This window comes from Candidatus Bathyarchaeota archaeon (genome assembly GCA_029882535.1).
Taxonomy (GTDB): Archaea; Thermoproteota; Bathyarchaeia; order Bathyarchaeales; family SOJC01; genus JAOUKM01.
The window spans coordinates 124695-149784 of sequence record JAOUKM010000001.1 but is presented as its reverse complement, the minus strand read 5'-3'; the positions used below and the strand labels follow the sequence as shown (position 1 = coordinate 149784).

The 25090-nt window shown below is 43.6% G+C and carries 25 protein-coding genes and 1 pseudogene; 10 read left to right on the top strand and 16 right to left on the bottom strand.

Translation table 11 applies throughout. The features are described from left to right. The first annotated feature begins 29 nt into the window (after positions 1 to 29). Positions 30 to 947 carry a hypothetical protein gene (locus OEX01_00845; protein MDH5447541.1) on the top strand — a complete coding sequence of 306 codons (918 nt, stop codon included), beginning with the start codon at positions 30 to 32 and terminating at the stop codon, positions 945 to 947. A 501-nt stretch (positions 948 to 1448) separates the two neighbouring features. Here OEX01_00845 and OEX01_00840 read toward each other — a convergent pair. The 7 genes from OEX01_00840 to OEX01_00810 all read right to left on the bottom strand — a co-directional run bounded on the left by OEX01_00840 (position 1449) and on the right by OEX01_00810 (position 7499). Then, a complete protein-coding gene (locus OEX01_00840; protein MDH5447540.1) occupies positions 1449 to 2660 on the bottom strand; it encodes a magnesium transporter in 1212 nt (403 codons plus the stop codon). Positions 2661 to 2859: 199 nt separating this feature from the next. Further along, positions 2860 to 4197 (bottom strand): acetyl ornithine aminotransferase family protein, encoded by a 1338-nt coding sequence (locus OEX01_00835; protein ID MDH5447539.1) that lies wholly within the window; start codon positions 4195 to 4197, stop codon positions 2860 to 2862. A gap of 167 nt (positions 4198 to 4364) precedes the next feature. Further along, complete coding sequence (gene albA, locus OEX01_00830; GenBank protein ID MDH5447538.1) at positions 4365 to 4646, bottom strand: DNA-binding protein Alba; 282 nt, start codon at positions 4644 to 4646, stop codon at positions 4365 to 4367. Positions 4647 to 4884: 238 nt separating this feature from the next. Further along, a complete protein-coding gene (locus OEX01_00825) occupies positions 4885 to 5448 on the bottom strand; it encodes a 2-oxoacid:acceptor oxidoreductase family protein (GenBank protein MDH5447537.1) in 564 nt (187 codons plus the stop codon). Then, entirely contained in the window at positions 5449 to 6204 is a 756-nt protein-coding gene (locus OEX01_00820; GenBank protein ID MDH5447536.1) for a thiamine pyrophosphate-dependent enzyme, read from the bottom strand. It lies immediately after the preceding gene. Positions 6205 to 6207: 3 nt separating this feature from the next. Further along, complete coding sequence (locus OEX01_00815) at positions 6208 to 7266, bottom strand: 3-methyl-2-oxobutanoate dehydrogenase subunit VorB (GenBank protein ID MDH5447535.1); 1059 nt, start codon at positions 7264 to 7266, stop codon at positions 6208 to 6210. Next, positions 7266 to 7499 (bottom strand): ferredoxin family protein, encoded by a 234-nt coding sequence (locus OEX01_00810; GenBank protein MDH5447534.1) that lies wholly within the window; start codon positions 7497 to 7499, stop codon positions 7266 to 7268. The genes OEX01_00815 and OEX01_00810 overlap by 1 nt, the downstream gene beginning before the upstream one ends. Positions 7500 to 7746: 247 nt before the next feature. Between OEX01_00810 and OEX01_00805 the strand changes: the two genes are divergently transcribed. Genes OEX01_00805 through porB form a run of 4 tightly spaced genes read left to right on the top strand, consistent with a single transcriptional unit; the run spans position 7747 to position 10793 of the window. Then, the gene (locus OEX01_00805; protein ID MDH5447533.1) at positions 7747 to 8298 is read left to right on the top strand and encodes a 2-oxoacid:acceptor oxidoreductase family protein; all 552 of its coding nucleotides are present in this window, start codon (positions 7747 to 7749) and stop codon (positions 8296 to 8298) included. Then, positions 8295 to 8582, top strand: a complete 288-nt coding sequence (locus tag OEX01_00800; GenBank protein ID MDH5447532.1) for a 4Fe-4S binding protein — start codon at positions 8295 to 8297, stop codon at positions 8580 to 8582. The genes OEX01_00805 and OEX01_00800 overlap by 4 nt, the downstream gene beginning before the upstream one ends. 3 nt (positions 8583 to 8585) lie before the next feature. Next, complete coding sequence (gene porA / locus OEX01_00795) at positions 8586 to 9812, top strand: pyruvate ferredoxin oxidoreductase (GenBank protein MDH5447531.1); 1227 nt, start codon at positions 8586 to 8588, stop codon at positions 9810 to 9812. Positions 9813 to 9827: 15 nt separating this feature from the next. Further along, positions 9828 to 10793 (top strand): pyruvate synthase subunit PorB, encoded by a 966-nt coding sequence (gene porB, locus OEX01_00790; protein ID MDH5447530.1) that lies wholly within the window; start codon positions 9828 to 9830, stop codon positions 10791 to 10793. Between the two features lie 6 nt (positions 10794 to 10799). On the opposite strand, the gene OEX01_00785 is transcribed toward porB, so the two are convergent. Beyond that, on the bottom strand, positions 10800 to 12551 hold the full coding sequence (locus tag OEX01_00785; GenBank protein ID MDH5447529.1) for a DUF2070 family protein: 1752 nt from the start codon (positions 12549 to 12551) through the stop codon (positions 10800 to 10802). 248 nt (positions 12552 to 12799) lie between these two features. Between OEX01_00785 and OEX01_00780 the strand changes: the two genes are divergently transcribed. Then, positions 12800 to 13084, top strand: a complete 285-nt coding sequence (locus tag OEX01_00780) for a hypothetical protein (protein ID MDH5447528.1) — start codon at positions 12800 to 12802, stop codon at positions 13082 to 13084. Between the two features lie 9 nt (positions 13085 to 13093). On the opposite strand, the gene OEX01_00775 is transcribed toward OEX01_00780, so the two are convergent. After that, positions 13094 to 13261: a preprotein translocase subunit Sec61beta gene (locus tag OEX01_00775; protein MDH5447527.1), complete on the bottom strand. Its 168-nt coding sequence runs from the start codon at positions 13259 to 13261 to the stop codon at positions 13094 to 13096. 118 nt (positions 13262 to 13379) lie between these two features. Between OEX01_00775 and OEX01_00770 the strand changes: the two genes are divergently transcribed. Next, the gene (locus tag OEX01_00770; GenBank protein MDH5447526.1) at positions 13380 to 14693 is read left to right on the top strand and encodes a serine hydroxymethyltransferase; all 1314 of its coding nucleotides are present in this window, start codon (positions 13380 to 13382) and stop codon (positions 14691 to 14693) included. A 130-nt stretch (positions 14694 to 14823) separates the two neighbouring features. Next, positions 14824 to 15126, top strand: a complete 303-nt coding sequence (locus OEX01_00765) for a nucleotide pyrophosphohydrolase (GenBank protein MDH5447525.1) — start codon at positions 14824 to 14826, stop codon at positions 15124 to 15126. On the opposite strand, the gene OEX01_00760 is transcribed toward OEX01_00765, so the two are convergent. The 6 genes and pseudogenes from OEX01_00760 to OEX01_00735 form a co-directional block, all read right to left on the bottom strand. Then, positions 15123 to 15395 (bottom strand): hypothetical protein, encoded by a 273-nt coding sequence (locus OEX01_00760; GenBank protein ID MDH5447524.1) that lies wholly within the window; start codon positions 15393 to 15395, stop codon positions 15123 to 15125. The two genes, OEX01_00765 and OEX01_00760, sit on opposite strands and share 4 nt — an antisense overlap. 39 nt (positions 15396 to 15434) lie before the next feature. Further along, a pseudogene (polC, locus tag OEX01_00755) lies at positions 15435 to 17582 on the bottom strand (DNA polymerase II large subunit). Then, complete coding sequence (locus OEX01_00750) at positions 17570 to 18844, bottom strand: hypothetical protein (GenBank protein ID MDH5447523.1); 1275 nt, start codon at positions 18842 to 18844, stop codon at positions 17570 to 17572. Before OEX01_00750 ends, polC begins: the two are co-directional and overlap by 13 nt. A gap of 198 nt (positions 18845 to 19042) precedes the next feature. Then, positions 19043 to 19792 (bottom strand): geranylgeranylglyceryl/heptaprenylglyceryl phosphate synthase, encoded by a 750-nt coding sequence (locus OEX01_00745; GenBank protein ID MDH5447522.1) that lies wholly within the window; start codon positions 19790 to 19792, stop codon positions 19043 to 19045. Positions 19793 to 19801: 9 nt separating this feature from the next. After that, positions 19802 to 20065 (bottom strand): hypothetical protein, encoded by a 264-nt coding sequence (locus tag OEX01_00740; protein MDH5447521.1) that lies wholly within the window; start codon positions 20063 to 20065, stop codon positions 19802 to 19804. Between the two features lie 76 nt (positions 20066 to 20141). Next, entirely contained in the window at positions 20142 to 21122 is a 981-nt protein-coding gene (locus OEX01_00735) for a hypothetical protein (protein MDH5447520.1), read from the bottom strand. Between the two features lie 68 nt (positions 21123 to 21190). Between OEX01_00735 and OEX01_00730 the strand changes: the two genes are divergently transcribed. Both OEX01_00730 and OEX01_00725 read left to right on the top strand, forming a co-directional pair. After that, positions 21191 to 21781, top strand: a complete 591-nt coding sequence (locus OEX01_00730; GenBank protein ID MDH5447519.1) for a DUF429 domain-containing protein — start codon at positions 21191 to 21193, stop codon at positions 21779 to 21781. Continuing rightward, positions 21778 to 23325: a DNA-directed DNA polymerase II small subunit gene (locus tag OEX01_00725; protein ID MDH5447518.1), complete on the top strand. Its 1548-nt coding sequence runs from the start codon at positions 21778 to 21780 to the stop codon at positions 23323 to 23325. The genes OEX01_00730 and OEX01_00725 overlap by 4 nt, the downstream gene beginning before the upstream one ends. Here the strand turns inward: OEX01_00725 and OEX01_00720 are convergent. Beyond that, positions 23322 to 24572 carry an ORC1-type DNA replication protein gene (locus tag OEX01_00720; GenBank protein ID MDH5447517.1) on the bottom strand — a complete coding sequence of 417 codons (1251 nt, stop codon included), beginning with the start codon at positions 24570 to 24572 and terminating at the stop codon, positions 23322 to 23324. The two genes, OEX01_00725 and OEX01_00720, sit on opposite strands and share 4 nt — an antisense overlap. Positions 24573 to 25090: the final 518 nt, after the last annotated feature.

Sequence of the window (25090 nt, the reverse complement as noted above, 5' to 3'; positions counted from 1 at the left end):
GTTTTCAAAATTAACCTATTAAACCTAACATGACAAACAGCGAAACTGTGACTATTGCTCGGCTAAGAAAACTCCAAAAGGAATTAAAAAATTGTCCACGTGTACTAATAACACTAATCTTAAATTCTTGGTCGGTGCTTGATGCAATTATGGTCATATACGTAGTGTACTTGGCTTCAAAAAACATCAAAGACAGAAGTCTGACACCTCGTCGCTTGCATGCTCTTGGATGCAGAAAAATACATAAATGCTTCTGGGAGATAAACGAGAAGAACCTTTCAAAAGTTACGCAACTACTTCAAGGAAAGCAGCCAGTCCTTCTAAAAAAGGCAAGAGAAATCAGAAGACCCCTCTCAGTGCGCACTTTAAAGGAAAAAAAATTTCGTGAACTTGGAAGCCTAGTTATTGTCATACATAATATTGATAAAGAAACTAAAAGAGAGAAAGCAAGCCATTTCCTGAAAAAAGCGCCATATATCCGCTTACGTCGTTCAGTATATGCATTTCTTCAGAGGCATTCACTCTTCGACAAGAAGAATGAATTAGTTGACTGGCAAAAATTCGTTACATTCCTCAGAGAAAATGGAGAGGATTTTAAAGTCATTACACGAGTAGTGATTCTAAACCAAAGTTGCATTGTAAGACTTCTGGAAGAAACGAAGCAACGTGTTGAGGCAGAACTCCTCAATATTGCAGAGTCGTGTAAGCGATTTCAGGTGAAATTTTCCAAGGAAGGATGCGACCCACAATTCGCTAAAGATGCACTTTCTAAACTCAAGAGAAGGTTTACAATTATTAAAAACGTAGCTTCTTTCTATGAAAAGTGGATGGAAGTCGATTTTTCGAAGAGCCTAATGAAGTCTTACAGAGCAATCAAAAAGATGCAATCCTTTATTGATAGCAATCGGGCAAATGCCAATGTGTATCTCGAGTTAGTTGTTTCATAAGTAATTCTTTCCGAAATGGAGATTTTGCCTTTTTCCCGTTGAAAAAGGTAGAAATACAGTTATTATCGACATAAAGCCGTAAAACCCGTTTCATATGGTTTTTAAGGTATTCTAAGTTCCTAATTCTGTTAGAAAACCCTTATTTTCCATTCTTCTTTCCTCTACAAAGTCTTAAGTGAATCCATATTATGCTATGGTTTTCTAGGAGGGCTTCGTGTGCGTTTCGAAGAGGAAGAGGAAGAAGAAGAGGAATGGACTGAAGAAGGCTGGTAAAAACGGTAGGTAGCAACGCTTTCAAATCACCACAAGGGAGGTGACAACAGTGACAGAGAAAAAGAAGAAGGGCAAAGGCAAGAAGAAGAAAGAGGAAGAAAAGGAATATTAGTCCTTTAGCTTATCATGACATACTCGTTTAATTCTCCTTTCTTATTTTTGGCTTATTTAATAGTTTGAACAATATACTATAGATGTCTATGCAGTGTCGTTTACACGCAGTTGTTTCTATCCAATCAAACTCAACATGGTTAGCAGAGAAATAGTTGTTATTGTATCAGCCAATGAGCTTTCTATAGGAATGACAAAATTATCGGGATCAAGCCCTTTCTGAAAAGTGATGATGGCCGCATTGAAAGCTATCCAAGTCATGAAAACTGAGGCAGGAATGTTTGTAACTATAAGCAAGCCAATAAATCGCAATATTGCAAAAAAGCTTATAGGAGCTTGAAAAATTGATGAAATGAGCGCAAAAATCACATACATTGTCACTGAAGCAAGCCACGCTCCAACTATCTGGTTTCTGTGGTTTTTTATTGATTTGAAGGAGGAACTAATGGTGCCTAAAGCAAGTTTTGTTGTAGCCGTTGACCCCACAATAGCTCCAAAATCCCCCATCGTATCAATAAGGGCTGGATAGACAACATAAATCTCCGGTCTGCGACTCACAACTTCGCTAATTCGAGAAAGCACAGACCCTGTAACGTTCACTATGAATGCCACGATAACCATAGTGTACATAGCTTCTTTAATGGTTCTTGCAAAACCTACATTGGACATATTTTTGTAGAAAATAATTAAGGCAATACACGTAAAAACGACACAAATCAAAAACACAACAAACTGACCTGCCCCACCCATCAAGAAAAGCATATTCAACACCAAAACATAGCATAAAGTGACTAAAATGTCAGCTGTTGTTGACGTGATTGGGTAGACTATGATGTCGGGGTCTAAGCCTTTCTTGAACGAGGAAAAGGCAATAGCTATCGTCAAAGGGGAGATCACAAGTAGCGATATGCCCATGGTTGCAATGAGAACTCCAAGGATACCCAATCCAGTAAAGACGTTTATTCCCCAAAAAATTGCGCCGAAAAGTAACGCTACAACGCCCAACAAAATACTGCTTGCAAACGTCAATACCGCAATGGCCCCCCACAATATATGGATGCTCTTCGTGTTTTCTCCAAGGATGTTTGTTTTAATGGTACCCAAGTGTAAGCCTGTGCTTAAACGACCAGAAAAGAGACCACCTATAACGCCTCTCATGCTAAGAATACCTGGGTAAAGAGCAAATATCCAAAGCTCACGTGAAAAAATACCTAAAGAAGCAGCTACAGTTAAACCTGCAAAAATGCCGCCTAGGTTAAAAACAAGGGACAGTAGTGATTGCCCAGTTGTTTTGGCGAGACTAAGTTGTTTAATGTTGTCTGCGCCCACGCTAGCTCCCTCTCTGCTCTCTTACGCTCCGGATCGCCATCACTTTCACCTTCCATCCTCAAACTCCTCCAAGGCAGAGCGGCGTCATACTGCCAAACGTCTCGCCAATGCTGCAACTATGCACTACTCTGTCTTCTTAGTCTGCAAAAATTAGACACTACGGTTTAAATAGGTTTCCAGTAAAAAAGGAAAAAAGGTTTTAGCCTTGCTTTTCCACTTGCTTGATTGCATCTTCTACGATATCCAACCCGGCGTCTACAAGTTCCCGCGTTATAATTAGTGGGGGAACTATCCGTACTGTTGACTTGCCACAAGTTATCACTGCAACGCCGCGTTTCCAGCTTCGCGTCATAACCTCTTCTGCCTTTTTTGGTGCAGGTTTTTTGCTCGCCTTGTCTTCAACCAGTTCTACGCCAATCATTAAGCCCTTTCCACGCACGTCGCCGACAATCTCGCTTTCTTCCTTAAGCTCCAAGAGCCGCTTCATAATGTAAACGCCCTGTTTTGCCGCATTCTCTCTCAATCCCTCATCTTGAATCACGTCGATAACTGCTGACGCAGCAGCACAAGACACTGGGTTGCCGCCGAAAGTGCTTGCGTGAGAACCCCCTTCCCAGTCCATTATCGAGGCTTTTGCAACCATGGCGCCTAGAGGCATTCCAGCCGCTATTGATTTAGCGATACATATTATATCTGGCTCAACACCCCAATGCTCAATAGCAAACCATTTGCCCGTTCTCCCCATCCCCGCCTGCACCTCATCATCCATCATCAATATACCATACTTATCTGCCAACTTTTTGAGCCTCTGAAAGTATTCAGGGGGAGGCACAACATAGCCACCCTCACCTTGAATCGGCTCAAAGACGAAGGCAGCAACCTCCTCGGGAGGAATATATTTTTGCAGCACTTGTTCGTCTATGAAGTCTACGCACCAATAGCGACAGTCTGGATAGGTAAGCTTGAAGGGACAGCGGTAGCAGTAACCGTAAGGCACATGTGTAACGCCGGGAACCAAAGGAAAGAAGTGACGTCTCTGAACCGGTTTGCTAGCTGTAAAAGACATCCCGCCGAAGGTTCTGCCGTGGAAAGCGCTGGTAAAAGCTATGTACAATTGTTTCCGCGTATGCCACCTTGCAAGCTTCGCCCCAGCCTCAACCGCCTCAGCACCGCTGTTACCGAAAAAAACCTTCTTCTCCCACGCGCCAGGAGTAATTTTGACCAGCTTCTCAGCCGCGTCCACAACTTGACGATACAGAAAGTCAGTAACGGAATAGTGTAGAAAACGGTCCAACTGGCTCTTTATCGCCTCTACCACCCTAGGATGACTATGTCCCACGTTAAGACACACAAGGCCAGAGTTGAAGTCTATGTATTCGTTGCCGTCCACGTCACGAATTATACAGCCTTTCCCGCTTTGTATCGCAAGAGGATACCATCGCACAAACGACTGCGAAATCACCCTTTCGTCTCGTTTTGCAAGCTCTCGAGCTTTCGGTCCTGGAGGAGTAACAACTATTTTTGGATAATCTGACATCAAGTTTCACCTTTGTTGTAAAGACTACTCAATAGTGAAAAACAGATTTTTATAGCTATCTGTTAGGGTTTAAGATAGAAAAAGGGTGTGGGTCAGGCCCTTGTTCTGTCGTTCGGGGACCTGAGACCCGACTTTTGGGTTGTTGGATTGAGGGAAACCTTTCAGGTCTATGGTCGAGCCAAAGTTATCTCGATGGTTGAGACGTTGCTTTTTCTTCCCTCTTCTCTTTGTACCTCTTCGGTGCCGATGGCGATGTCTTTCAGTTCCACGTCTTTTATGAAGGCGCGTCGCAACAGTTCGACGGTGTCGACTGCAGTGCTGATTGCCCGTCCTCTGGCTTTGACGCAGATGTTTTTCTCACCTGAGTTGAAGAAGGTGAGGCAGGCAACCACGTAGTTCATCACTGGTTTTCGGCCGATGAGGACCGCGTTGTCGCTCGTCTTTACCACCTTTTTAGGTTTCTCTTCTTTTTTCTCTGCTTTTGGTTTTATTTCTGGTTTTGCAGCTTTTTCTTCTTCTGTCACGTTTTCTACCTCCTCAAATTACTTGAGGACCATAATGACATATGATGGCATCTGTACTCAAGATGTTGAATGGTGCTTCATAAATTTCGTTTGGGGTCTCTTATAGTTTTCTCACGTTTCATGCCTGACAGATAGAATCTTTGGAATTTTGTATTGTATTCTCTTAGCGTTTGCCGTATTCCATTCCTTTTTCAAAGGCCTTCGTGTTTACGTCGAGAAATTGAATTTTCTTTCCAAAGAATTCTTTTAAGCCTTCAAGAATGCTTTCTTTTGAGGCGATTTTTGTCCGCGCTACATAAGCTCCAAGCATAACCATGTTGGCTGTTCTTTTCTCGCCAACTTCCACTGCAATGTCGTTTGCAGGTATCGCTATGACTTTAATATCCTTTCTTGTAACTTGGCGGGTGATTAACGAACTGTTGAAAAACAGTGTCCCTTGAGGTTGCAGGCGGGATTCGAAAGCTTCTAAGGAGGGGTTATTCATAATTATCAATGCTTGTGGTGAGGTTATGACTGGTGACCCTATTTCCTTGTCCGATATGACGACTGTGCAGTTGGCGGTTCCTCCACGCATTTCTGGACCGTAGGACGGTATCCACGTAACGTGCTTTCCAGTTTTCATGGCGCTGTATGCTAAAAGTTTTCCAATAAACATCAATCCTTGACCACCGAAGCCAGCCATTATGACGTTGGCATAAACCAGTTTCTCAATTGTCTTTTCCATCATTCAACTCTCCTTTGGAGCTTTGAATTCCCTTAATGGATAATAGGGCACCATTTTCTCTTCAACCCATTTCGTTGCCTCAATTGGAGTCATGCGCCAGACTGTCGGACACTGCGAAAGGACTTCCACCATAGAATAGCCTAAGCCTTTTATTTGCGTTTCAAACGCCTTCTTTATGGCTCTTTTGGCTTGTATAATGTGTTTCGGACTGTTTACGGCTACCCTTGCAATATACGTCGCACCATCAAGAGTTGCAAGTAGCTCAGCCATCCTAATTGGAAAGCCAGCTTGCTCGGTAGTCCGCCCCATGGGAGAGGTCGTGGTTTTCTGGCCAATAAGCGTTGTAGGCGCCATCTGCCCCCCAGTCATCCCATAAATCGCGTTGTTGATGAAAATTGTCGTAATTTTTTCTCCACGAGCAGTCGCATGAACCGCTTCCGCAGTCCCTATAGAGGCGAAATCGCCGTCACCTTGGTAAGTGAACACAAAAAGTTCGGGATGCACCCTTTTACAGCCGGTTGCAACTGCAGGCGCACGACCATGCGCGGCTTCATACATGTCAATGTCAAGATAGTTGTAGAGAAGAACCGAACAACCTACGGGTGCAACTCCGACAGTCTTTTCTCGTATTTCCAGCTCGTCTATTACTTCTGCTATTAAACGCGCTGTAATTCCGTGTCCGCAGCCGGGGCAATAATGTGTCGTCACTGGACGTAGCGTTCTTGGTCGTTCAAAAACTTTCTCAAGTTCTACTTGCACTTTTCAGCTTGCCTCCTTTACGAGTTTTTCTGTTTCAGTAACTATTTCATCATAGCTTGGAACCATGCCTCCAGTTCGCCCATAAAAGCGAATTTGAGCTTTGCCACACACTCCAAGTTTAACGTCTTCAACCATCTGCCCAAGACTCATCTCAACCACCAAAAACTTGCTCACTTTATCAGCCATTTTTTCAAAGGCTTTGTAAGGAAACGGAAAAACGGTAATCGGTCTTATCATTCCTACTTTGATGCCTTTCTTGCGTAGAACTTTGATTGCAGTTTTTGCAATTCTCGCAACCGTTCCATAAGCAGCAATGACAACTTCGGCGTCGTCGGTTTGATAAGTTTCGACACGCACCTCGTTCCTAATCATTTCTTGAATCTTGCGGTTTATTTCCAAATTGTGTTTTTCTAAAGCTTCGGGATCAAGGTAGAGACTTTTAACCAAGTTCTTAGGACGCCCCTTGGTGCCTGTTAGAGCCCATTCCTTTGCAGGAAGCGTCGGTGGAGCTGTCTTTTTGAATTCAACGGGTTCCATCATCTGTCCCAAGTAGCCATCTCCCAAAACCATCACAGGATTCCTATACTTATCAGCGAGGTCAAATGCTTCCATAGTAAGCGAAGCAGCCTCTTGCACGGTGTGAGGCGCCAGCACAAGCAGGTGATAGTCGCCGTGTCCTCCGCCTTTAGTGGCTTGGAAGTAGTCGGATTGTGAAGGCTGTATACCTCCCAGCCCAGGACCCCCACGCATAATGTTTACAATTAAGCATGGAAGTTGAGCGCCAGCAATGTATGAAATCCCCTCCTGCATCAGGCTGATTCCAGGGCTAGAAGAAGACGTCATCACCCTCGCACCGGCACCAGCTGCGCCGAAAAGCATGTTAATCGCAGCCACCTCACTTTCAGCTTGAAGGTAAACTCCTCCAATTTCAGGAAGACGTTTCGACATGTATTCGGGAATTTCACTTTGCGGAGTTATAGGATAACCGAAAAAGTGTCTACAGCCAGCTTGAATCGCCGCTTCGGCAATCGCTTCGTTTCCAGTCATAAACTTCTTTTTCATTATTTCTCACCTCTAGCCTTCTTTTTTTCTCGATAAACTTCTATAGCGACGTCAGGGCATGTTATGGCGCACAAAGTGCAACCAGTACATTTTCCTTCCGAATCAATGAACTCTGCAGGAAAGTACCCATTAGAGTTAATTCGCTGGGAGATGCATATAAGATGAAATGGACAAGCGTTGACGCAGAGCGCGCAGCCCTTGCACGCGTTTTCATCAATTACTATTTTACCCATTTTGCCTTGCACCCCTTAATCATGGACCAGTACTCGTGCACATAGGATTTCGTTCATCGTGAGCACCATTTTGAGAAGTAACAAATACCAATAAGAAAGGAAAAGTGTTTCGCAAAACCATTTAAAAACAGTTCTCTAAACCCTCTTCAACAACCCTTTAGGTTACATTTCGCAAAATTTGGGGAAACGTGTATATTTAACGAGTCAAATGTAGAATGAAAGATTCGAGGAACATCAAATGTCACAAATTCAAGAAATACGATGGCATGGCAGAGGCGGACAGGGAGCATGGACAGCAAGCGAACTTCTGGCAAAAGCTGCTATTCTCGAGGGAAAACACGTTCAGTCATTTCCCGAATTCGGCCCCGAACGCATGGGCGCCCCTCTAGCAGCCTACACAAGAATCAGCAACAGACCAATCAGACTCCACTGCTCCATCTACAATCCAAACTTAGTAGCCGTACTTGACCCGACAATCTTGAAAACGGTTAACGTAACCAACGGACTCACCGAAGACGGAGCATTAGTCGTCAACACCAAAGAAAGCCCTGCAGAACTGAGAAAAAAACTGGATATTTCGTCTCAAAAAGTCTGGACTGTCCCAGCAACTGATATCGCCATCAAAATACTAAACATTCCCATCACAAACACTGCCATGCTTGGCGCTGCAACTCGCGCAGCATCCCTAGTAAACCTAGAAAGCATCGAAAAAGCCATCAGAGAACGCTTTCGACAAGAATTAGCGGAAAAAAACATCGCCGTGATAAAGGAAGCGTACAAGGAGGCAAAAATGGAATGAGCCAAAAACAAAAAGGCTGGAAGGAAGTCCCGATAGCGGGAGTTTGTTGGAAGCCTGCTACAGAATACCTCACAGGGGATTGGAGAACCTTCAGGCCAGTTCGTGATCCTGAAAAATGCACACGATGCTTACTTTGTCCCATGATTTGCCCCGACTCAGCCATTACATGGAATAAAACCACAGAAGACATCGAGTTCAACTATGATTTCTGTAAAGGCTGCGGCATATGCGCCAACGAATGTCCCGCAGAGGCTATAAAGATGGTGAGAGAGGGGGAGGCTTAAAGGATGACGACTGTTCAGCAAAAGGTTCTTGCATTAAACGGCGACGAAGCAGTTGCTCTCGCTGTTAAACAGTCAGACGTAGACGTTGTAGCAGCATACCCAATAACGCCGCAAACAATTATCGTGGAAAGGTTCAGCGAATACGTGGCAGATGGAGAGGTGGATACCGAATTTGTCTGTACAGAATCGGAACACAGTGCCCTCAGTGCATGTTTAGCTGCCTCTGCCACTGGAGCGAGAACGTTTACTGCGACAGCTTCAGCTGGTCTTGCTTTGATGCATGAGATACTCTTCGTTACGTCAGGTTGCAGAGCACCGGTGGTAATGGCTATCGCAAATCGGGCGTTGTCTGCGCCGATAAACATACACTGTGACCACTCGGATAGCATGGCGGAGAGAGACAGCGGCTGGATACAGATTTACGCTGAAAACTCGCAAGAAACTTATGATTCGATTATTCAAGCCTTCAGGATAGCTGAGCATATAGACTTGCTTCTTCCAGTAATGGTTTGTCTTGACGCGTTTTTCCTCAGCCACACTCTGGAAAACGTTGCTATATTATCAGATGAAATTGTGCGAAAGTTTGTTGGCAGCAGACTGATTCCTCTTGTAATTGGTCACGAAGGCAAAAAAGTGCCCTTCAAACTAGACCCGGATAATCCGTTAACTATGGGTCCCTTAGACCTTTATGATTATTATTTTGAGCACAAGAGACAACAGGAAGAGGCAATGCGAAAAGCTTCGCAGATAATTACACAAGTTCACGACGAGTACGCTCAGCTAAGCGGACGCCGATATGGAAACGGTCTTGTTGAAGCTTACCGTCTTGAAGACGCCGACGTCGCAACAGTATGTGTCGGTTCAACAGCAGGCACCACCAAAACTGTTGTGGATCAGCTTCGCGCTAGAGGAGTAAAAGCTGGACTCTTACGTCTCCGCACCTTCAGACCGCTTCCAGTAACAGAGATTACAAAAGCTTTAGCAAACGTGAAGGCAGTAGCGGTGATGGATCGAAGCAACAGCTTCGGCGGATATGGAGGGGCATTATTTCATGAAACCCGCCACATCCTCTACGATGCCCACTCACAGCCATATGTTGTGAATTACATATACGGTCTTGGAGGAAGAGACATGCCTCAAAACATCATCCGAGACATTTACAGAGACTTACAGGAAATCCTTGAAACCAAACGGGTGAAAAGGTATGTGCAGTTTGCGGGAGTGCGATAATAGGAGGCGATGAAAATGGCAACAACCCCTTGGAGATTCACCGCAAGAGAAATCGTGGAAAAACCAGAACTTTTCACGTCGGGGCATCGAGCATGCGCAGGATGTGGTCCAGCAATTGCTTTGCGGCAGATAATGAAAGCCACGCGAGGACCCACAATAGTCACAAACGCGACAGGATGCATGGAAGTAGTATCGACTATATATCCCTACACGGCGTGGAAAGTTCCATGGATTCATACAGCCTTCGAAAACGTTGCAGCCAACGCATCCGGCATTGAAGCTGCCTTGAAAGCAATGAAAAGGAAAGGACGACTTAAGTATGAACATGTTGACGTGATAGCTTTTGCCGGCGACGGAGGCACGTTCGACATTGGAATTCAAGCATTGTCTGGTGCAGTAGAGCGAGGTCATGACTTTCTGTATGTTCTCTACGACAACGAAGCCTACATGAACACGGGTATACAACGAAGCGGAGGTACACCCCACGGCGCCTCAACCACCACATCACCAGCAGGTAAAGTTATTCCTGGAAAGCCACAATTCAAGAAACCCATAGCAGACATCATAGTGGCTCATGAAATTCCATATGTGGCAACAGCTTCAATTGTCTATTGGCAAGACATGTTAAGGAAAACACGGAAAGCTCTAGAGACAGAAGGCCCAGCGTTCATGCACGTTTTTGCGCCCTGTCCCAGAGGGTGGCGCTACGACACAAGCAAAACCGTAGAAGTTGCTCGTTTGGCTGTGGAGACCTGCGTATTTCCGTTGTGGGAAGCAGTGAACGGCGAATACAGCTTGTCTCCTCAAAGCAAAATCATGGCCTTGAAACCGGAAAGCAAGAAATCTGTCACGGAATATCTAAAGATGCAGCGCCGTTTTAGACACTTGTTTAAACCAAAATTTGAAAACGTGATTGATGACATTCAGAAGATAACTGACAAACGCTGGAACAAGTTGCTTAAGAAATGTAACATGGCGTAGACAAAACTAGAGAATAATAGCCAACGTTATCAAAAGCAAACCTGCAGCCGCGAATAGTGGAACTGCCGTTTTCTTAGCCCGCTGTAACGCCTTATCTGCTAGAAGCGATATCTCTTTTATCTGTTTTTCCCCAATCACCCTCACATGGAGAACCTTCCCAACACGCCAATCAGCCGACGCAGGCTTCATATTGCTCAACGCTTCTCTGACTGCACGCTTAACGTAATTAATCAACCTCTCGTGGGGTATCGCTTCTCCTAGAGGACAATATCCACGCTCAGTCACGCCGATGGCGTTTACAACATGAGTGTCCGTGGTAAGAACCTCTCCTTCATCAACGCCTAACTCCTTTAGAGCATCAAGAATCTTTCTTCTCAGACCAGAAACCATGTTATTGCCGTCAATGGTAATGTAAGCGCATGTCTGCTCGTCAACTCTAATCACTAAGGCGCATATTCCACCAGACCCCATTCCATCCTCAAAACTAAACTCTTCTGGCACAACCTTTGCCGCCCCAACTTCAAAAAGAGAAGACTTTAGTTTAAATGCCCTTTTCAAAACGTCCAAAGCAGCCTTTTTTAAAGGCACCATAACCCTGCTTACGTCAAAGGGGCCATTAATACTGTTATGGGCGTTGATTATTATCACATGAGCCAAACCAAGCTTTGACGCTTCTTCAAGAATAAAATCACCTAACTCCCGCGGAAAATCTTCGGTTGTCTCAGGCGCCAAAGTCAAAGTAACAACTGCACAGTCTCCAAATATCTGGCAGCTTGCACCCGCGACGCCCTTTTGCGTTCTTACGAAACGCGTAGCTTTCGAACCGAAATTGGTAAAATCCGTTGAGTCTAGTATGCCTCTTAACACTTTTTGGTTTTGTCGCTGGGATGCAAGGTCAAACTCGTGTCCAAACAGGCCATGGGGAACCGCAGCAACACCGCCTAGCTTTTTCTCCAACGCTTCTTGGATCAAAAACGGAAGAGAACTACTTCCGACGTTTCTAAAGGGTCCAGGGTGAAAAGATGACACGGTAATTACAGATTTGACGCGGTTCTCCGCCTCAAACGCTAGAAGCGAAAAGTCTATAGTTTTTTCCCCTCCAAAGTTTTCAAAAAGACCCTCAAGCGGAATCTTTACATTTTCCATCCAGTTAGCAAGGAAAGCCTTCAGAACCGAGGTCGTAGGTATCTGAATAGTTTCAGTGCCTATTTTGTTCACCAAACTGATTAAAAGGAATGCTGTGAGAATCGATATTGGAATAGAAACGAGCAAATATGCCACCGAGGTGGTGCCAAAAGTATAGCCCGCAGAAGAAGATACGTAGTACATAGGTAAAAGGCAAATTATAGGGTGCATCAAAGACGAGCCTACCGCCCTCCAATAAGATACGAAAGAGATTGAGGAAAATACAATCAAACGAAGAATACAAACAGCAGCAAACCCTATTGAAAAAAGATCAACCCAAAAACTCCATGAATCGAAAAGAAGAGTTAGTGAAGAACCGACTATGAGAAAACTGAACCACAACAGAATAGAGAACATAGAGAGAGCAGCGCAACGCCTCGTGTTGTAAACCATGTCGGATTTCATGAAAACTTGCCTTATAATTAAGTCAGAAATTGTTGATAACAAGAAAAGAAGTAAGCTAAACTGCAAAGCCAAAACTATAGGCGCTCTCGCAAGCAAAAAAATCGTTAGAACACTGCCTATCACACATGACAGAAACGTGAGTGAAACAATTCTTCTATAAGACGGCAAAACAAACAGTTGAGAATAGTGCTTTATTGCTCTCTCAATTGAATATTCTAAACTCTTAGTAGAAGCCAATCAGATCGTTACTCCGCACATGAATCCAAGAGTAGCCTCTTCTCAAATATTAAAGTTAACAAACTTAAAGAAAACACTTCGCCAAACATGTTCTAGTAAAAAAGACTTCGTGAAGAAATTCTTGCAAAGACGAGATAAAGTTTTATCTTAGAACCGACATATGAAGATAGAGACTGTTTATGCCAGCCAACATAATTCCACCTCCCTCAATCTTTCATATGCTGGAAAAAAGCGTCGGTAAAAAAGTACTAGTGATTCTAAATCAAGCTTACGGTTTTGAAGGAAAGTTAGTAGCTGTAACATATGAGCCATCGGGAATTTGGCTTTCAAACGCTGAAGCGGTGATTTTCCGTGCAACCATTGCAAATCCCATACCACAAATTGCGGGTAGAGAGGAAAGAAGCGAAATATTTGTCAATTTAAACTCGGTTCAGCGAATAGAGGTTCTCCACGAAGAAGAATAGGTAAGGCTGTTAGAAAAGCTTCGCTAATAAACATACAACTATCAAAGCAACAGCAAGAACAACAATGAGTTCAGGCTTGATCTGTATACCTTTTGTCTCCTCCTCAAAGAATCGCAGTAAGCCAGCGCTTGCAGCAGGCATTGGTGCACCACTTTCCCGCTTTTTCTTTCTGCTCATACTGGTAAGCCCCTTCGATGTTATCGTATATTCATTAAACCTCAACTAATTAAGGTTATTGTCACTTCAAAGCTTTTATGCCAGCGCTGGACTTTCATAAGAACAGAGGTTAACACCATTGTCTGCCCGAGAATCATACAACCAAACATTCAAGCTACTCCAAAAACATCACAAATGGTTCCAAGAAAGCATCCCACTCATAGCAAGCGAAAACGTGTCAAGCCCAGCTGTGCATGAAGCATTAGCAAGCGACTTCGGTCATCGTTACGCTGAAGGCTGGCCGGGTGAGCGTGTTTACGCCGGATGCGTATATATGGATCAGGTTGAGCTTCTATGTATCGATTTGATGAAGAAACTGTTTAACGCAGAATTTGTTGATGTACGTCCAATTTCTGGAGTGGTTGCAAACCTTGTGGTTTACACAGCTTTCACCGAGCCTGGTGACGTTATGATGGCGTTGTCGATTCCATGCGGAGGCCATATTACGACAGGTAAGAAGCGGCTGGGCGGCACTGCAGGTGCAGTTAGAGGCTTAGACGTGCAGTACTTAGTCTTGGATTACAAAGAATTGAACATTGATGTAGATAAGACGAAGGAAAGAGTGCAAAAACTGGTGGATGAAGGAAAACGTCCTAAGCTTGTAATGTTTGGTGCAAGCGTGTTTCCGTTTCCACACCCAGTTAAAGAACTAGCTGAAACATTCCACAACTTAGGTGCCACGGTGGGCTATGACGCCGCTCACGTAGCTGGTTTGATTGCTGGCAGAACGTTTCAGGATCCACTGCGAGAAGGCGCCGACGTTGTCACCTTAAGCACTCACAAGACTCTTTTCGGTCCGCAACATGGTGGAGTAGTTTCATGGAGTAAACACGCAGATGCCATAAAGAGAGCTACGTTTCCAGGGATGGTTAGCAATCATCATCTGCACGCTGTAGCAGGCGTTACTGTGGCATGCACTGAGATGTTGGAGTTCGGAAAAGAATACACCCGGCAGGTGGTTAAGAACGCGAAGGCGTTGGCGCAGGCTTTGTATGAACGTGGTTTTAAGGTGTTGGCGGAGCACAAGGGCTTCACCGAGTCACACGTCATTCTTGTCGACATAACGCAACAAGGTGACGGAGGTACAATAGAAGAGACGTTAGAAAAGGCCAACATAATCATAAACCGTAACCTGCTGCCTTGGGACATCAAAGAAGGACGCCACTTCATGCACCCAGGCGGAATAAGACTCGGCGCCTCTGAGATAACAAGGCTTGGCATGAAAGAATCGGAGATGACTGAAATTGCAGAATTCATAAAACGCGTAATCATCGACGAAGAAGACTTTCAAAAGGTCAAAAGGGATGTTGCAGAGTTTAGAAAAGACTACCAAAAGGTGCACTACTGTTTTGAAGATGCTGCAGAGGCATATAAGTACATAAAACTTCGCTAAAATCGTTTATCCCATTCTTTTTGGCGAAAAGCGATCATGTTAAGGAAGTTGAAAGAGGAAACACTGATAACGGATGATCGGACATTTCAACATTTAGGTTTGTGAACTACTGTTATAAGAGGGAGAAAGTGTGCATGTCCGTGAGTTTCAGAAGATTATGCGACGTATTTATTTCCACCGAGACTCTGAGCGAGGAGCAGAAGGAACATACAGATGGCTCAAGCAGGAAGTTGACGAGCTTGGAGAAGCCATGCAAAACTCTAACAAAAAAGCCCTAGAAGACGAGTTCGCAGACGTCATAGCTTGGCTTGTATCACTAGCTAACGTTCTCAAAATAGACTTAGAAAAGGCTACACTAAGAAAATATGACAACTGCTGCCCAAAATGCCTTTCATCACCTTGTGAATGCGCGTTCATAAGGGAAAAGGATTAAACGGTTTTCAAACGTTGTTGGCCCATGCCTGTTAGCTCCCAAGAATAAGGTTTTTTCCTCCCCCCACGCAAAACAATCTTCTCAGTTTCTAAAAGTCGCAAATGATGAAGAACCACGCCGTAGTTCAACTTGGACTCCTTTGCCATCATGTTTGCAGTAGCGTTTTTTCCTTCAAGAACTCTGAGGATTTTAGTACGCGAAGCCAGCCCCTGTCGAACGTTTCTTGTTTCGCTCAAGTAGGCATTTGGATGAAAAACCAGCTTTGCCATAATCATCAATTACATTTCTGCATTTCGGACAGAAAAGGTTTAGGCAAAGTCTACAAGGCTTATCTGCCGGGGCTTCTTACCTTCAAACAGAGTATTGACCTCTTCCTGCACCAACGCGAGACGGTGAAGATAATATTTGGGTAATTCATACTTTTCAACAAGGTGCCGTGCAGCATTCAGATATTTTTCGATTCCGCCACGGTACACTGTCAATGATAAGGTTCCTCCGCATTCTGGACACTTTCCTTTAAGCGGTATACGCCGGAAACGTTTGTTGCACACTTTACAGCGAAAGCCTTGAGTTGAGAATGCACGGAGGTTTCCCGAGATGTCTTTGAGAAAATGGGTCGTTAATACTTTCAAAGCTACCTGTTTGGCGTCAACAGCTTCAATTTTTTCCGCAAGCTCTAATTGACTGTTTAGCTTGTCGGTCATCTTCCTAAGCTTCTTATACATGCTTTCACGATTTCCCATGTTAATGTTCGAAACGGGAGTTGTATAGCCAAAACCCTCAAACTGCGCTTCGGTTCCCAACTTGTGCGCAACCAAATCAACAAGGTTCGTCGCTTTCAAAGGAGCAGCTTTTTCTAACGTCTTTTCGTAAAAATCTAAAGGATACTGGCCAGCAATGTCAAACTCATGCGCCTGCCGCTGCACCTCAGCTGGATTAACAATTGGAATTAGGAAGAGAGGCGCATCCATTATACCGCCAATTTGAGAAGGAAGGTAAGCTCTTGAAAAGTTTAGCAAGGTATCAAGAGCAAGCATCAAAGCATCTTCATCTCCATCACAATCACGCCGCTTCGCAGAATGCCACAATGGATGGGCATAGCAAACATCAAGGTCAGTGAATCCTATAATACGACCTAAAATGCCCACAGACGTGTGAGGGGCCAAACCAATGACAAGACGGCCAACCAAGTCTTCAGCTTGCTTCACGTTGTAATATCTTGGAAGCTTGTAGACCTTTTCTAGAAGTCGGTCAATAAAGTTTGCCACGCGAACAAAATACGTTGCGTTCTTTCGTGGAATAACAATGTCTTGCACTTTCAATTCGCAAATTTGCTCTTCACTAGTCAGAGGCTTACCTTGGAAGCCCACAGCGTAGCCTAACTGCTTAAGTTTCTCCACAGAAACTTTGACTTCAACAGGTTTGAAGTGTGTTAGCGGGGCGTTTGTGGCATCAAACCGTATCGTTCCATCTTTATAAACAGACAAATCTTCCCTAGCACGGAGAATCCCCTTCTCAACAATTTCAGCGGCCTTGTGTTCGTTTGACAATCCTTTCACTCCCTTAACAAGCTCAGGTGGGTTAACCTCTAACTGGTGACAAGCATCAGAAATCATGGCTTTTAGGTCGAGCTTTTGTCGTTGAAAACCAGAAGCAGGGATTTTGCAAGCGGGACAAACATCTTCATCAACTTTTCTACCACACCGCGGACAAGTTGTCTCAAGAACCGTTTCAATGTGGCATGAAGGACATTTAGTTCTAAAAGTTAGCTCTTGACACTTTGGACAACGCCGATTCACCAAGTCTACGTGAATTGGCCCTTTTTGCGCAGCCACAATCAAATTGCGCTTTGGGCCACCAGCCAATCCTACAGGGAAGAGGAAGTGGACACGAGGCCTCATTTCCCGCCTTTTTGCCTTCTCAGGTCTACCCATACGTGCTCCTATGGTGGTAAGCGCCTTTGCCCGAACAATGATGCTGGAAAGACTTTTTAGAGCCTCGAAAGGAGAAGTCGTAATATCCACTTTTGCTGTTGGTAAATCAAGACCAAGGCAGGTAGCCAAGACAAAAGCTTCATCGTCTTCAATGACTATTTGGTTCTCAGCAACTTTGTGAGGAAGGCATAAATGTTCTAGTATTTTCTTCAATGTGGTGTTTAGTTTACCGGTGATCTTTGAAATATGTTCGTCCTCTTTTTGAGCCTGAGAATTGAGTAACCATTGGCGTAGTTTTTGCAATTCTTCGGTTGTTATTTTAGACCAAAAGAAACTATAGTGTGGATGAAGAGGGACATTGAGTTTTTTGGCTATTGCAATGGCTTCTCTAGCGTCTGGTTTGTTGTGAAAGGGGTGCGAAAGGAACATTTCTAAGCGTTGCGCCGAAACATTTGCTGTTGTTGCTGCTTCCTCAATGTTGCCGTTGAAGTGTTGTGTTATTGATGATTTTAGTTCCTCGCTCCACCATTCTTCTGTATATCCTGAAGGACGAAGCTTTTTATTGTTGTATAAGAAATCGCCGAACTAATGAGTAGGTCGCCTAGAAAAAGAATCTTGTCAATTTTATTTTTTATTTGAATGAAGTTTTGTCTTGAAACATGGGTCACTGAGCCGTCTTTCAACAATACAGTAGGCGGTTCAATAGAGTCTACAGGCATGACCACCCCTCCTTTACCAGGCAACTCTAAGCGAATCTGTGTGCCCCCAGCAAGGAATTGATTTAGAACTATCATTGTTAAGGGATGCACCCCGACAGCAGCCAAACCAGTGTTTCTTGCCCGCCCGTAGCGAAGACGAAAACCACCTGGTTGCGAAGGAAATGAAAAAATGGGGCGCCCGGCAATTATGTCTTCCATAAAGCCAGCAGTCTTTTTCTTATCTTGAGCCCCACATGCTCCACCTATGTGTTTCAGCCAATCCCAACCTTCAATGCCTATTTTTTCAACAATGGTGACGACCTTTGCTGCCCGACCTATCACACCATCATTTACTACACGCAGAGCTCCCCCGCGAACGCAGTTTGTCTCTATTCTCGGCAAATTGCGGAAAGACTGCACTTCAACGGGGTCAGACTCTGTACCTGTTACCTCGATAGGTATTGACTCAATAGCCATTTGAAGCTGCGCATCAGTGACGTGATATTGGAACCGACCCACATTTCGCTCGTAAAGCCGCATTTCTTCGATAAACCGGTTGATTTCTTCCTCTGTAGGTTTGTAACGGTCCAAGCCGAGAAGGCTACGTACAAAGTCGCCAATGACAAGCGTTAACGCTTGATCGGTGCCTCCAGCGGACCGAATAGGCCCTGCGTAGTATATAGCCAAATACTTTGTCTTGTCAAAGTTGGTTTTTATGGATACCTTTGCCACTCCTTGAAGAGGAGCAGCTGTGATTCCCTCGGTTAGTATGGCGAGGGAGGTGCGAACGGCTTGTTCTGCGACAGTTTGAGTTTCCATGTGGCTAAACTTACCGTAAACGATCTCTTCGGCGATTTTAAAAGCAAGTTCTTCGCGGGGAAGTTTTTCGGCTAGTTCCCTTATGCCTTTTGCAACACCAGCGGGTCCTACCAGACCTTCCACAAGTTCGGCAAGGTCTTTTGCAACTTCTGACTCTGGGCCCAGTGTAGGGTCTAATCCTTTCTCTCGCGCCTTCTCGGCAATCGTGTAGAGTCTCTGCAGTTTGTTTTCAAGGGATTTTGCATATTGCCCATATTCCGTGCTCATCTTGACGCCCAAAAAGCTCACCTAGTAAATGCAATTACAGAAGTGTATTTTGGGCTTTCTGACACAAATAAGGTTAAAAACGTCAACAACGTGGACGCCGTTATTGTGTTTATAGACGGCAACTTGTTTATTTTATATGTACTCTGCACAACATCATTGTTGACCGTAAATATCGTTCAAAAGCAGTAGTCATCTAGACTATCCATTCTTTCTAATAGTTGTCACAAGTTTTTTGAACTTATTTTTTGCGCCTGTTTCTTCAATTATGTTTCCAGTGACTACGATGTCTGCGCCAGCCGCAACAGCAGTTTTAGCTTGTTTGCTGCTGCGGATTCCGCCTCCAACGATCAAAGGAATGTTTGTTACGTGTTTTACGGCTTTTATCATAGTTGACGGAACTGGTTGAGTTGCTCCTGATCCAGCTTCTAAATATACGAATCGCATGCCAAAATATTGTGCTGCTAATGCGTGTACCGCGGCAAGCTCTGGTTTCGTGTAGGGAATTGGAATAGCCCTTCCCACAATTCCAGCTGTGCCGCCTTCCCCCACGATAATATAGCCAAGCGGCAGAGCTTCCAAACCGTATTTCTTAACCATAGGAGCTCCTAAAACTTGAGCGCCAATGAGGAAATAGGGATCAACTGAGTTCAGAAGTGACATAAACCATATTGCATCAGCATATTTGCTTATCCCAGTCACGTTGTTTGGAAACAAAATTACCGGAATCTTTACTGTGCGCTTTATCGCCTTTATAATACTGTTTAGATGAGTTGTAGAAGTGGAAGTGGAGCCGCCTACCATAATAGCCGCTGTTTTGTATGACTCTACCCTTTTAGCTAGGCGAGAAGCTAAAGAAGATGTAGCTTTTTCAGGATCAACAAGAGTAAGATGAATTGCACCTTCTTCACAAATACGCTTAAGAAGATGTTTTTCTACAGGGCCAACCATGTGAAACCCCTACTCTGCAGTTGCTGTAGCTTTTGAAGTTTTTCTCTCACTGTAGTATTTGTCAGTGAATCTACAATAAACATCAATGTCTTTATCGTATTGTTCAATAGACAACTCGTCGGCTAAGCCACAACCGCCACAGCGTACCATGGCTTTTCCCTCTTCTTTTGCAAGCTCAACTCGTATAGTTTTTTTTCCACAACGAGGGCAAAGAAAGACTTGTGGCAGACGTTTTTTTGGAATGCGAACGACTTTCCTCCGTCTTCTCCCCATGTCTTCAAGCCTCTACTCTTCTACATCTACATTATTATTCCTTAAATACTTACCCAAAGAGCTTAGAGGCTTATACTCACAATTCTCTCGGCATCACCAGATCCGCAATGTCTACGCTATGACCAAAAATTCGGTACACCAAAGATGCTGCTGTTAAAATTAGGGGCACAACCTCCGTGGACTGTTTCTTTACCGCTGATTCTATGTCGTGGAACACAGATTCCATCTTCATCCTCTCATCCCGCACCTCTTCCGCTAAAACTACATCATGCCCAAAAAACGCTTTCAACGCATTATCTTGAACCTCAAAAACCATAGAATGAAACCTACCTATCAGTTGTGAAACCTCTCCAGAAACCTTCACGTCCTTTAACGCTAAGGCTTTGTAAGCAATTTCTACTGCTCTATCTCCTATTGTTTCAACCAAGCTTGCACACAAGCGATAGTCAAGACAATCAATAGAACGAATCCCTAATTTCTCGCCTAAACTTGGATTTTGAATTACAGTTCGCAAAGTTCGCACTAGAAGGAAATAAAACCTATTCACTTCAACGTCACGGGAAATCACATTCTTGGCTAAATGTACGTCGCCTTCTAGAAAGGCGCTCACAGCATCTCGGTGCATGCTAGCAGCAATATTGTACTCACGCCTCAAAATCTTCTCAGGTGAAGACGCAGCGGGTTCCAACAAACACTCTAAAACAATACGAGCATAATCCTCCTCCACAATCTCTAAACCAACAAGACGATCAGAAGTTTGCTTGACCATCGCTCTTTCCTCGGGCGAAATGCGGTTTTTAGCCTCGACGCAAATTTCGTCGTAACCAAGCAAATATTTGCCCACGATTTCTCTGTCTAAATAGGGAGTTGGCTTTATCACAACGCTTAAAGGTTTACGTTCAGCATCATAATGAGGATCGAGACATAAACGTCCGTCAATAGACTCGGACACTGCCAAAACCGTTCCTTTACCAAGTCCAATACGTTCCGCCCAATCTTTAGGTAAAGAAACAAAAAAAGTACCGCTATTGGTACGCTGAACTTTACGAAGCTCCATAATACTGCCTCAAACCGTTCATTAGAAGTCAAAAACAAGCAAGCAATATATAAATATAGGTGGCAAAAATGGAAGCTGGAAAGGAAGTTATAATAGGTATAGACTTGGCAGCATTGGAAAAAAACCCAACCGGATGGACATATTGGAAAAACAGACGGGTTTCCACATGCCACCTACATAATGATGAAGAAGTGATAAACTCGACAGTTCACCACAAACCCCTTATTGTTGCAATAGATGCACCTTTAACGATGCCAAAAACGGGCACTACACGTAAAGCAGACAAAGAAATGCTGAAACACGGTTATCCCGTCTTCCCACCACTCATGTGCTCAATGAAAACCCTTACAAAACGTGCCATTTCTCTAACGCATGCGCTAAGAGCAAGCGGGCAAAGCGTTATTGAAGTTCATCCTGCATCAACAAGAAAAGCCCTTGGAATGCCGACGAAAGATTGGCAAAAAATTCAAACTTTGCTAAAGCAGATAGGTTTAAAGGGAAATCTCGAAATACGCACTCTCACACCACACGAAATTGATGCCACAACTGCTGCAATGACAGCCTACCTCCATTTACGAGGAAAAACTAGAGAGATAGGCGACAAAGAGGAAGGCTACATCGTGATTCCGAAAAGAAATGATTGGAGACGTTTAAAATGAGTGAACACGAAAAAGTACGTCAGGCAGTCTCCCTCTCGCTAACAGCAGGCTACCATCTCGACAAAGAAGCCTTCAACCTACTCACTATAATATCGAAGGCAGAAAATCCCATAAAACTCATTGAAGCGGCTCTAAAGAATTTAGAAATACGTACCGAAAAGCCGCTTTTTATAAGCAAGAGTCTTCTCGAAGAAATAGCAAAAGAAACCTTTCTAGAAACAAAACCACTTACTGTTCCCATTTTACCTGAGCCTTCTCTAGTAACAGGAAAAGCTAAAAAAACCTTCCACCCGCACGCGAAAGACATAAAAAAAGACATAAAAATATTGGAGGATCCAACTGGCAAAATTTGCTCAACTGGCTCAATTGACCAATACCTAGAATACTTCCAAGATCGGTTTAAGCGGATAAGAAAACTTCTGCGGCAACGGATGGATTCCAGAAATGCTGCATCAATAAAAGATGCGTTCCGAGCGGCTTCTCGTTCGAGAGTCAAGATTTTTTGTATGATTACAGGAAAGCGTGAATCAAAATATGGAGTCTTTTTAAAAATCGAAGATCTGGAATCCAGTGCTACAGCGCTTATTCCACGAAATGCATCCCAAGGGCTTTTAAAAAACACAAAATCGCTACTACCTGATCAGGTTGTATGTCTCAGCCTAATGAAAAGCAGAAAAAACTTGTTAATTGTCGAAGAGCTCATCCTCCCAGATATTCCTAAAAAGAAGCCGCGTAAAGCCAAAGAGATGGTTAGTGTAGCACTTATATCCGATCTTCATGTGGGAAGCAAAGAGTTCATGCGAGAAGAATTCAATCGTTTTGTGTTGTGGCTTAACGGAAAATATGGAAATGAGAGCTTACAGGAAGCTGCTAGCCATGTCAAGTATGTTATTATCGCTGGGGACATCGTAGACGGTATAGGTATTTATCCAAATCAAATAAAGGAACTAGCTGTACAAGATATCTTCAAACAATATAAGCTAGCAGCAAAATTCTTTGAACAAATTCCAGACTACATAGAGTTAATAATAATCCCTGGAAACCATGACGCCTCAAGGAAAGCACTGCCACAACCCGCCATCCCAAAGGTGTACGCAGAGCCCTTATACGAGACACGAAGCATATTGTCGCTAGGTAATCCGGCAACTGTAACCATTCATGGCGTAGAATTTCTCATATATCATGGGCGAAGCTTGGATGATGTCTTGGCAACAGCAGCGGACATGGACTTTCACTCGCCAGAGAGAGCTATGCGCTTGTTATTGCGAGGCCGACATTTAGCACCCACATACGGTCAGCGTACTTCAATATCGCCAGAGAAGCGGGACTTCCTTGTGATAGAACGTGTTCCAGACGTTTTCCATGTAGGTCACGTACACGTTATGAAGTATGAATCTTATAGAGGGACTCTTATGGTTAATTCCGGCGCTTGGCAAAAGCAAACTAACTATCAGCGAAATTTGGGGCTAGAACCTACACCAGGCATCATCCCAGTTGTAAATCTTCAGACAATAGGTGTCTTACCTATAGACTTCAACGCCTAGTTTTTGCCGAGTTTTAGTTTCAAACATTTTGGTGTAAAATGAATTAGCCGTCCCAAGTGGTCATCGTTTGCGTACACTTCGTTAAACGGTGTCCGCGGTATTGCGAGGCTAATCTTTTTTGTGCGACCGTAGCGGCCTCTACTTACGACTCTTGCATTTAGCAACCCGATTGCGTCAAGCTCATTTATAAGCCCGCTCACCCGCCTCTGTGTCAACGGTGAAGCCCCGATTTCTTTACACAGTTCAGCATATACCTCATATATATCGCCAGTGATAGCGGAGTAAATGTTGGCTTTTCCAAGGAGGTATATGCTGTAGAGTACAAATTTTGAGTGTGGTGTCAAATTTGTTAAAGCATCAATTATTCTATCATGCTCGATTCGCTTCTCAGCCTCTCTAACGTGATCTTCAGAAATTACCTTTGCATTCTCCCTCTCAGCCACCTCACCAGCCACACGCAACAAGTCAAGTGCACGTCTTGCATCCCCATGTTCTGCAGCAGCCAAAGCCGCACATAAGCTTACTGCACCCTCAAGCAACACATCTTTATAGAATGCTAACTCTGCCCGTTCCCATAAAATATCTTGAAGCTCAGAAGCATCATAAGGTTTAAACACAACCTCCTCTTCGCTTAGGGAACTCAAAACACGCGGCTCCAACAACTCTTTAAAACGCAAATCGTTCGAAATTCCAACAATAGAGACTTTGCTATTACTGAGAGACTCATTTACTCTTGTCAGCTCATATAAAAGCACGTCGCCTCTAGCTTTAATTAACTCGTCAAGCTCATCCAAGACAACAATAAATGACAGTTTTCGCTTTTCCAATCCTTTTTTAAAGCGATCAAAAACTTCACCAACCGCAAGACCAGTAAAGGGCACAGTAATATCTAAAGCAGCACATAAGCTTGTAAAAACCCTATATTCTGTTCCTGCTAAGCGACAATTTACATATGCTATTTTAACTGGTACACTAAATTCTGCTGCTTTTTGTGATAAGCGATTTAGCACATACCTCATAACAGCAGTTTTTCCGGTTCCTGTTTTTCCATAAATAAAAACATTTGAACATCTCTCTGTTTTCAAAAGCGGAGCAGCTATCATTCCCAAGTATCTTATCTGGTCTTCGCGGTGAGGCAGTTTTTCTGGAATGTAATCATGGCGAAGTACATCTCTATCTCTAAAAAAATGAGTGTTGCTTAAAAAGCGCTCAAAAACAGCATCAAGTATGTCCACTTTTTTTTCCATAGTAATTTTCTCCCTTCAGCAAACGCACTTGTAGAGCCTTGGTTTCAACTGGAGAAGATAAACACTCTCCTACAAAAAAACAAAGAGTTACTATACAACTCAAAAACAGAAGGTGTAATGTTGAGGCATATGTTTAAAGAAATGAAAAGGTGTTAACCCATTTCAAAAGTAGCCCCTACACACACCCCTCGGTTTCTAATAGAAACTCTATTATTTAAAAAGAAATGATGGCATTTCTTTCTTATAGAAATATACTCTAAAGGCTTAACCTAAAAAACTAACTTTATTATTATTGCTACAAACATTTCGAGTGAAACACTTGTTTATTTTTAAATACTATACCTAAAATATGAACTAACAATATTGATCTACTTTTAGGTTTTGCAGTGGAAATACAGGGGTTGGTGAAGATATACGCCACTGTCATTTTGTGAAGCATTTGTAAAATTTAATTTATCGTGGAACTTTTAGCAAATATTTTTGATTTTTTTTGGGTATTTTTGCCTATTTCACAGTGA

Excerpts from the sequence above, each read along its gene's own strand:
- OEX01_00845 (MDH5447541.1), top strand. The coding sequence starts at position 30 with ATGACAAACAGCGAAACTGTGACTATTGCTCGGCTAAGAAAACTCCAA.
- OEX01_00835 (MDH5447539.1), bottom strand. The coding sequence starts at position 4,197 with ATGTCAGATTATCCAAAAATAGTTGTTACTCCTCCAGGACCGAAAGCT.
- OEX01_00825 (MDH5447537.1), bottom strand. The coding sequence starts at position 5,448 with ATGATGGAAAAGACAATTGAGAAACTGGTTTATGCCAACGTCATAATG.
- OEX01_00815 (MDH5447535.1), bottom strand. The coding sequence starts at position 7,266 with ATGAAAAAGAAGTTTATGACTGGAAACGAAGCGATTGCCGAAGCGGCG.
- OEX01_00810 (MDH5447534.1), bottom strand. The coding sequence starts at position 7,499 with ATGGGTAAAATAGTAATTGATGAAAACGCGTGCAAGGGCTGCGCGCTC.
- OEX01_00800 (MDH5447532.1), top strand. The coding sequence starts at position 8,295 with ATGAGCCAAAAACAAAAAGGCTGGAAGGAAGTCCCGATAGCGGGAGTT.
- porA (MDH5447531.1), top strand. The coding sequence starts at position 8,586 with ATGACGACTGTTCAGCAAAAGGTTCTTGCATTAAACGGCGACGAAGCA.
- porB (MDH5447530.1), top strand. The coding sequence starts at position 9,828 with ATGGCAACAACCCCTTGGAGATTCACCGCAAGAGAAATCGTGGAAAAA.
- OEX01_00780 (MDH5447528.1), top strand. The coding sequence starts at position 12,800 with ATGCCAGCCAACATAATTCCACCTCCCTCAATCTTTCATATGCTGGAA.
- OEX01_00775 (MDH5447527.1), bottom strand. The coding sequence starts at position 13,261 with ATGAGCAGAAAGAAAAAGCGGGAAAGTGGTGCACCAATGCCTGCTGCA.
- OEX01_00760 (MDH5447524.1), bottom strand. The coding sequence starts at position 15,395 with ATGGCAAAGCTGGTTTTTCATCCAAATGCCTACTTGAGCGAAACAAGA.
- OEX01_00750 (MDH5447523.1), bottom strand. The coding sequence starts at position 18,844 with ATGAGCACGGAATATGGGCAATATGCAAAATCCCTTGAAAACAAACTG.
- OEX01_00745 (MDH5447522.1), bottom strand. The coding sequence starts at position 19,792 with ATGGTTGGCCCTGTAGAAAAACATCTTCTTAAGCGTATTTGTGAAGAA.
- OEX01_00740 (MDH5447521.1), bottom strand. The coding sequence starts at position 20,065 with ATGGGGAGAAGACGGAGGAAAGTCGTTCGCATTCCAAAAAAACGTCTG.
- OEX01_00735 (MDH5447520.1), bottom strand. The coding sequence starts at position 21,122 with ATGGAGCTTCGTAAAGTTCAGCGTACCAATAGCGGTACTTTTTTTGTT.
- OEX01_00730 (MDH5447519.1), top strand. The coding sequence starts at position 21,191 with ATGGAAGCTGGAAAGGAAGTTATAATAGGTATAGACTTGGCAGCATTG.
- OEX01_00725 (MDH5447518.1), top strand. The coding sequence starts at position 21,778 with ATGAGTGAACACGAAAAAGTACGTCAGGCAGTCTCCCTCTCGCTAACA.
- OEX01_00720 (MDH5447517.1), bottom strand. The coding sequence starts at position 24,572 with ATGGAAAAAAAAGTGGACATACTTGATGCTGTTTTTGAGCGCTTTTTA.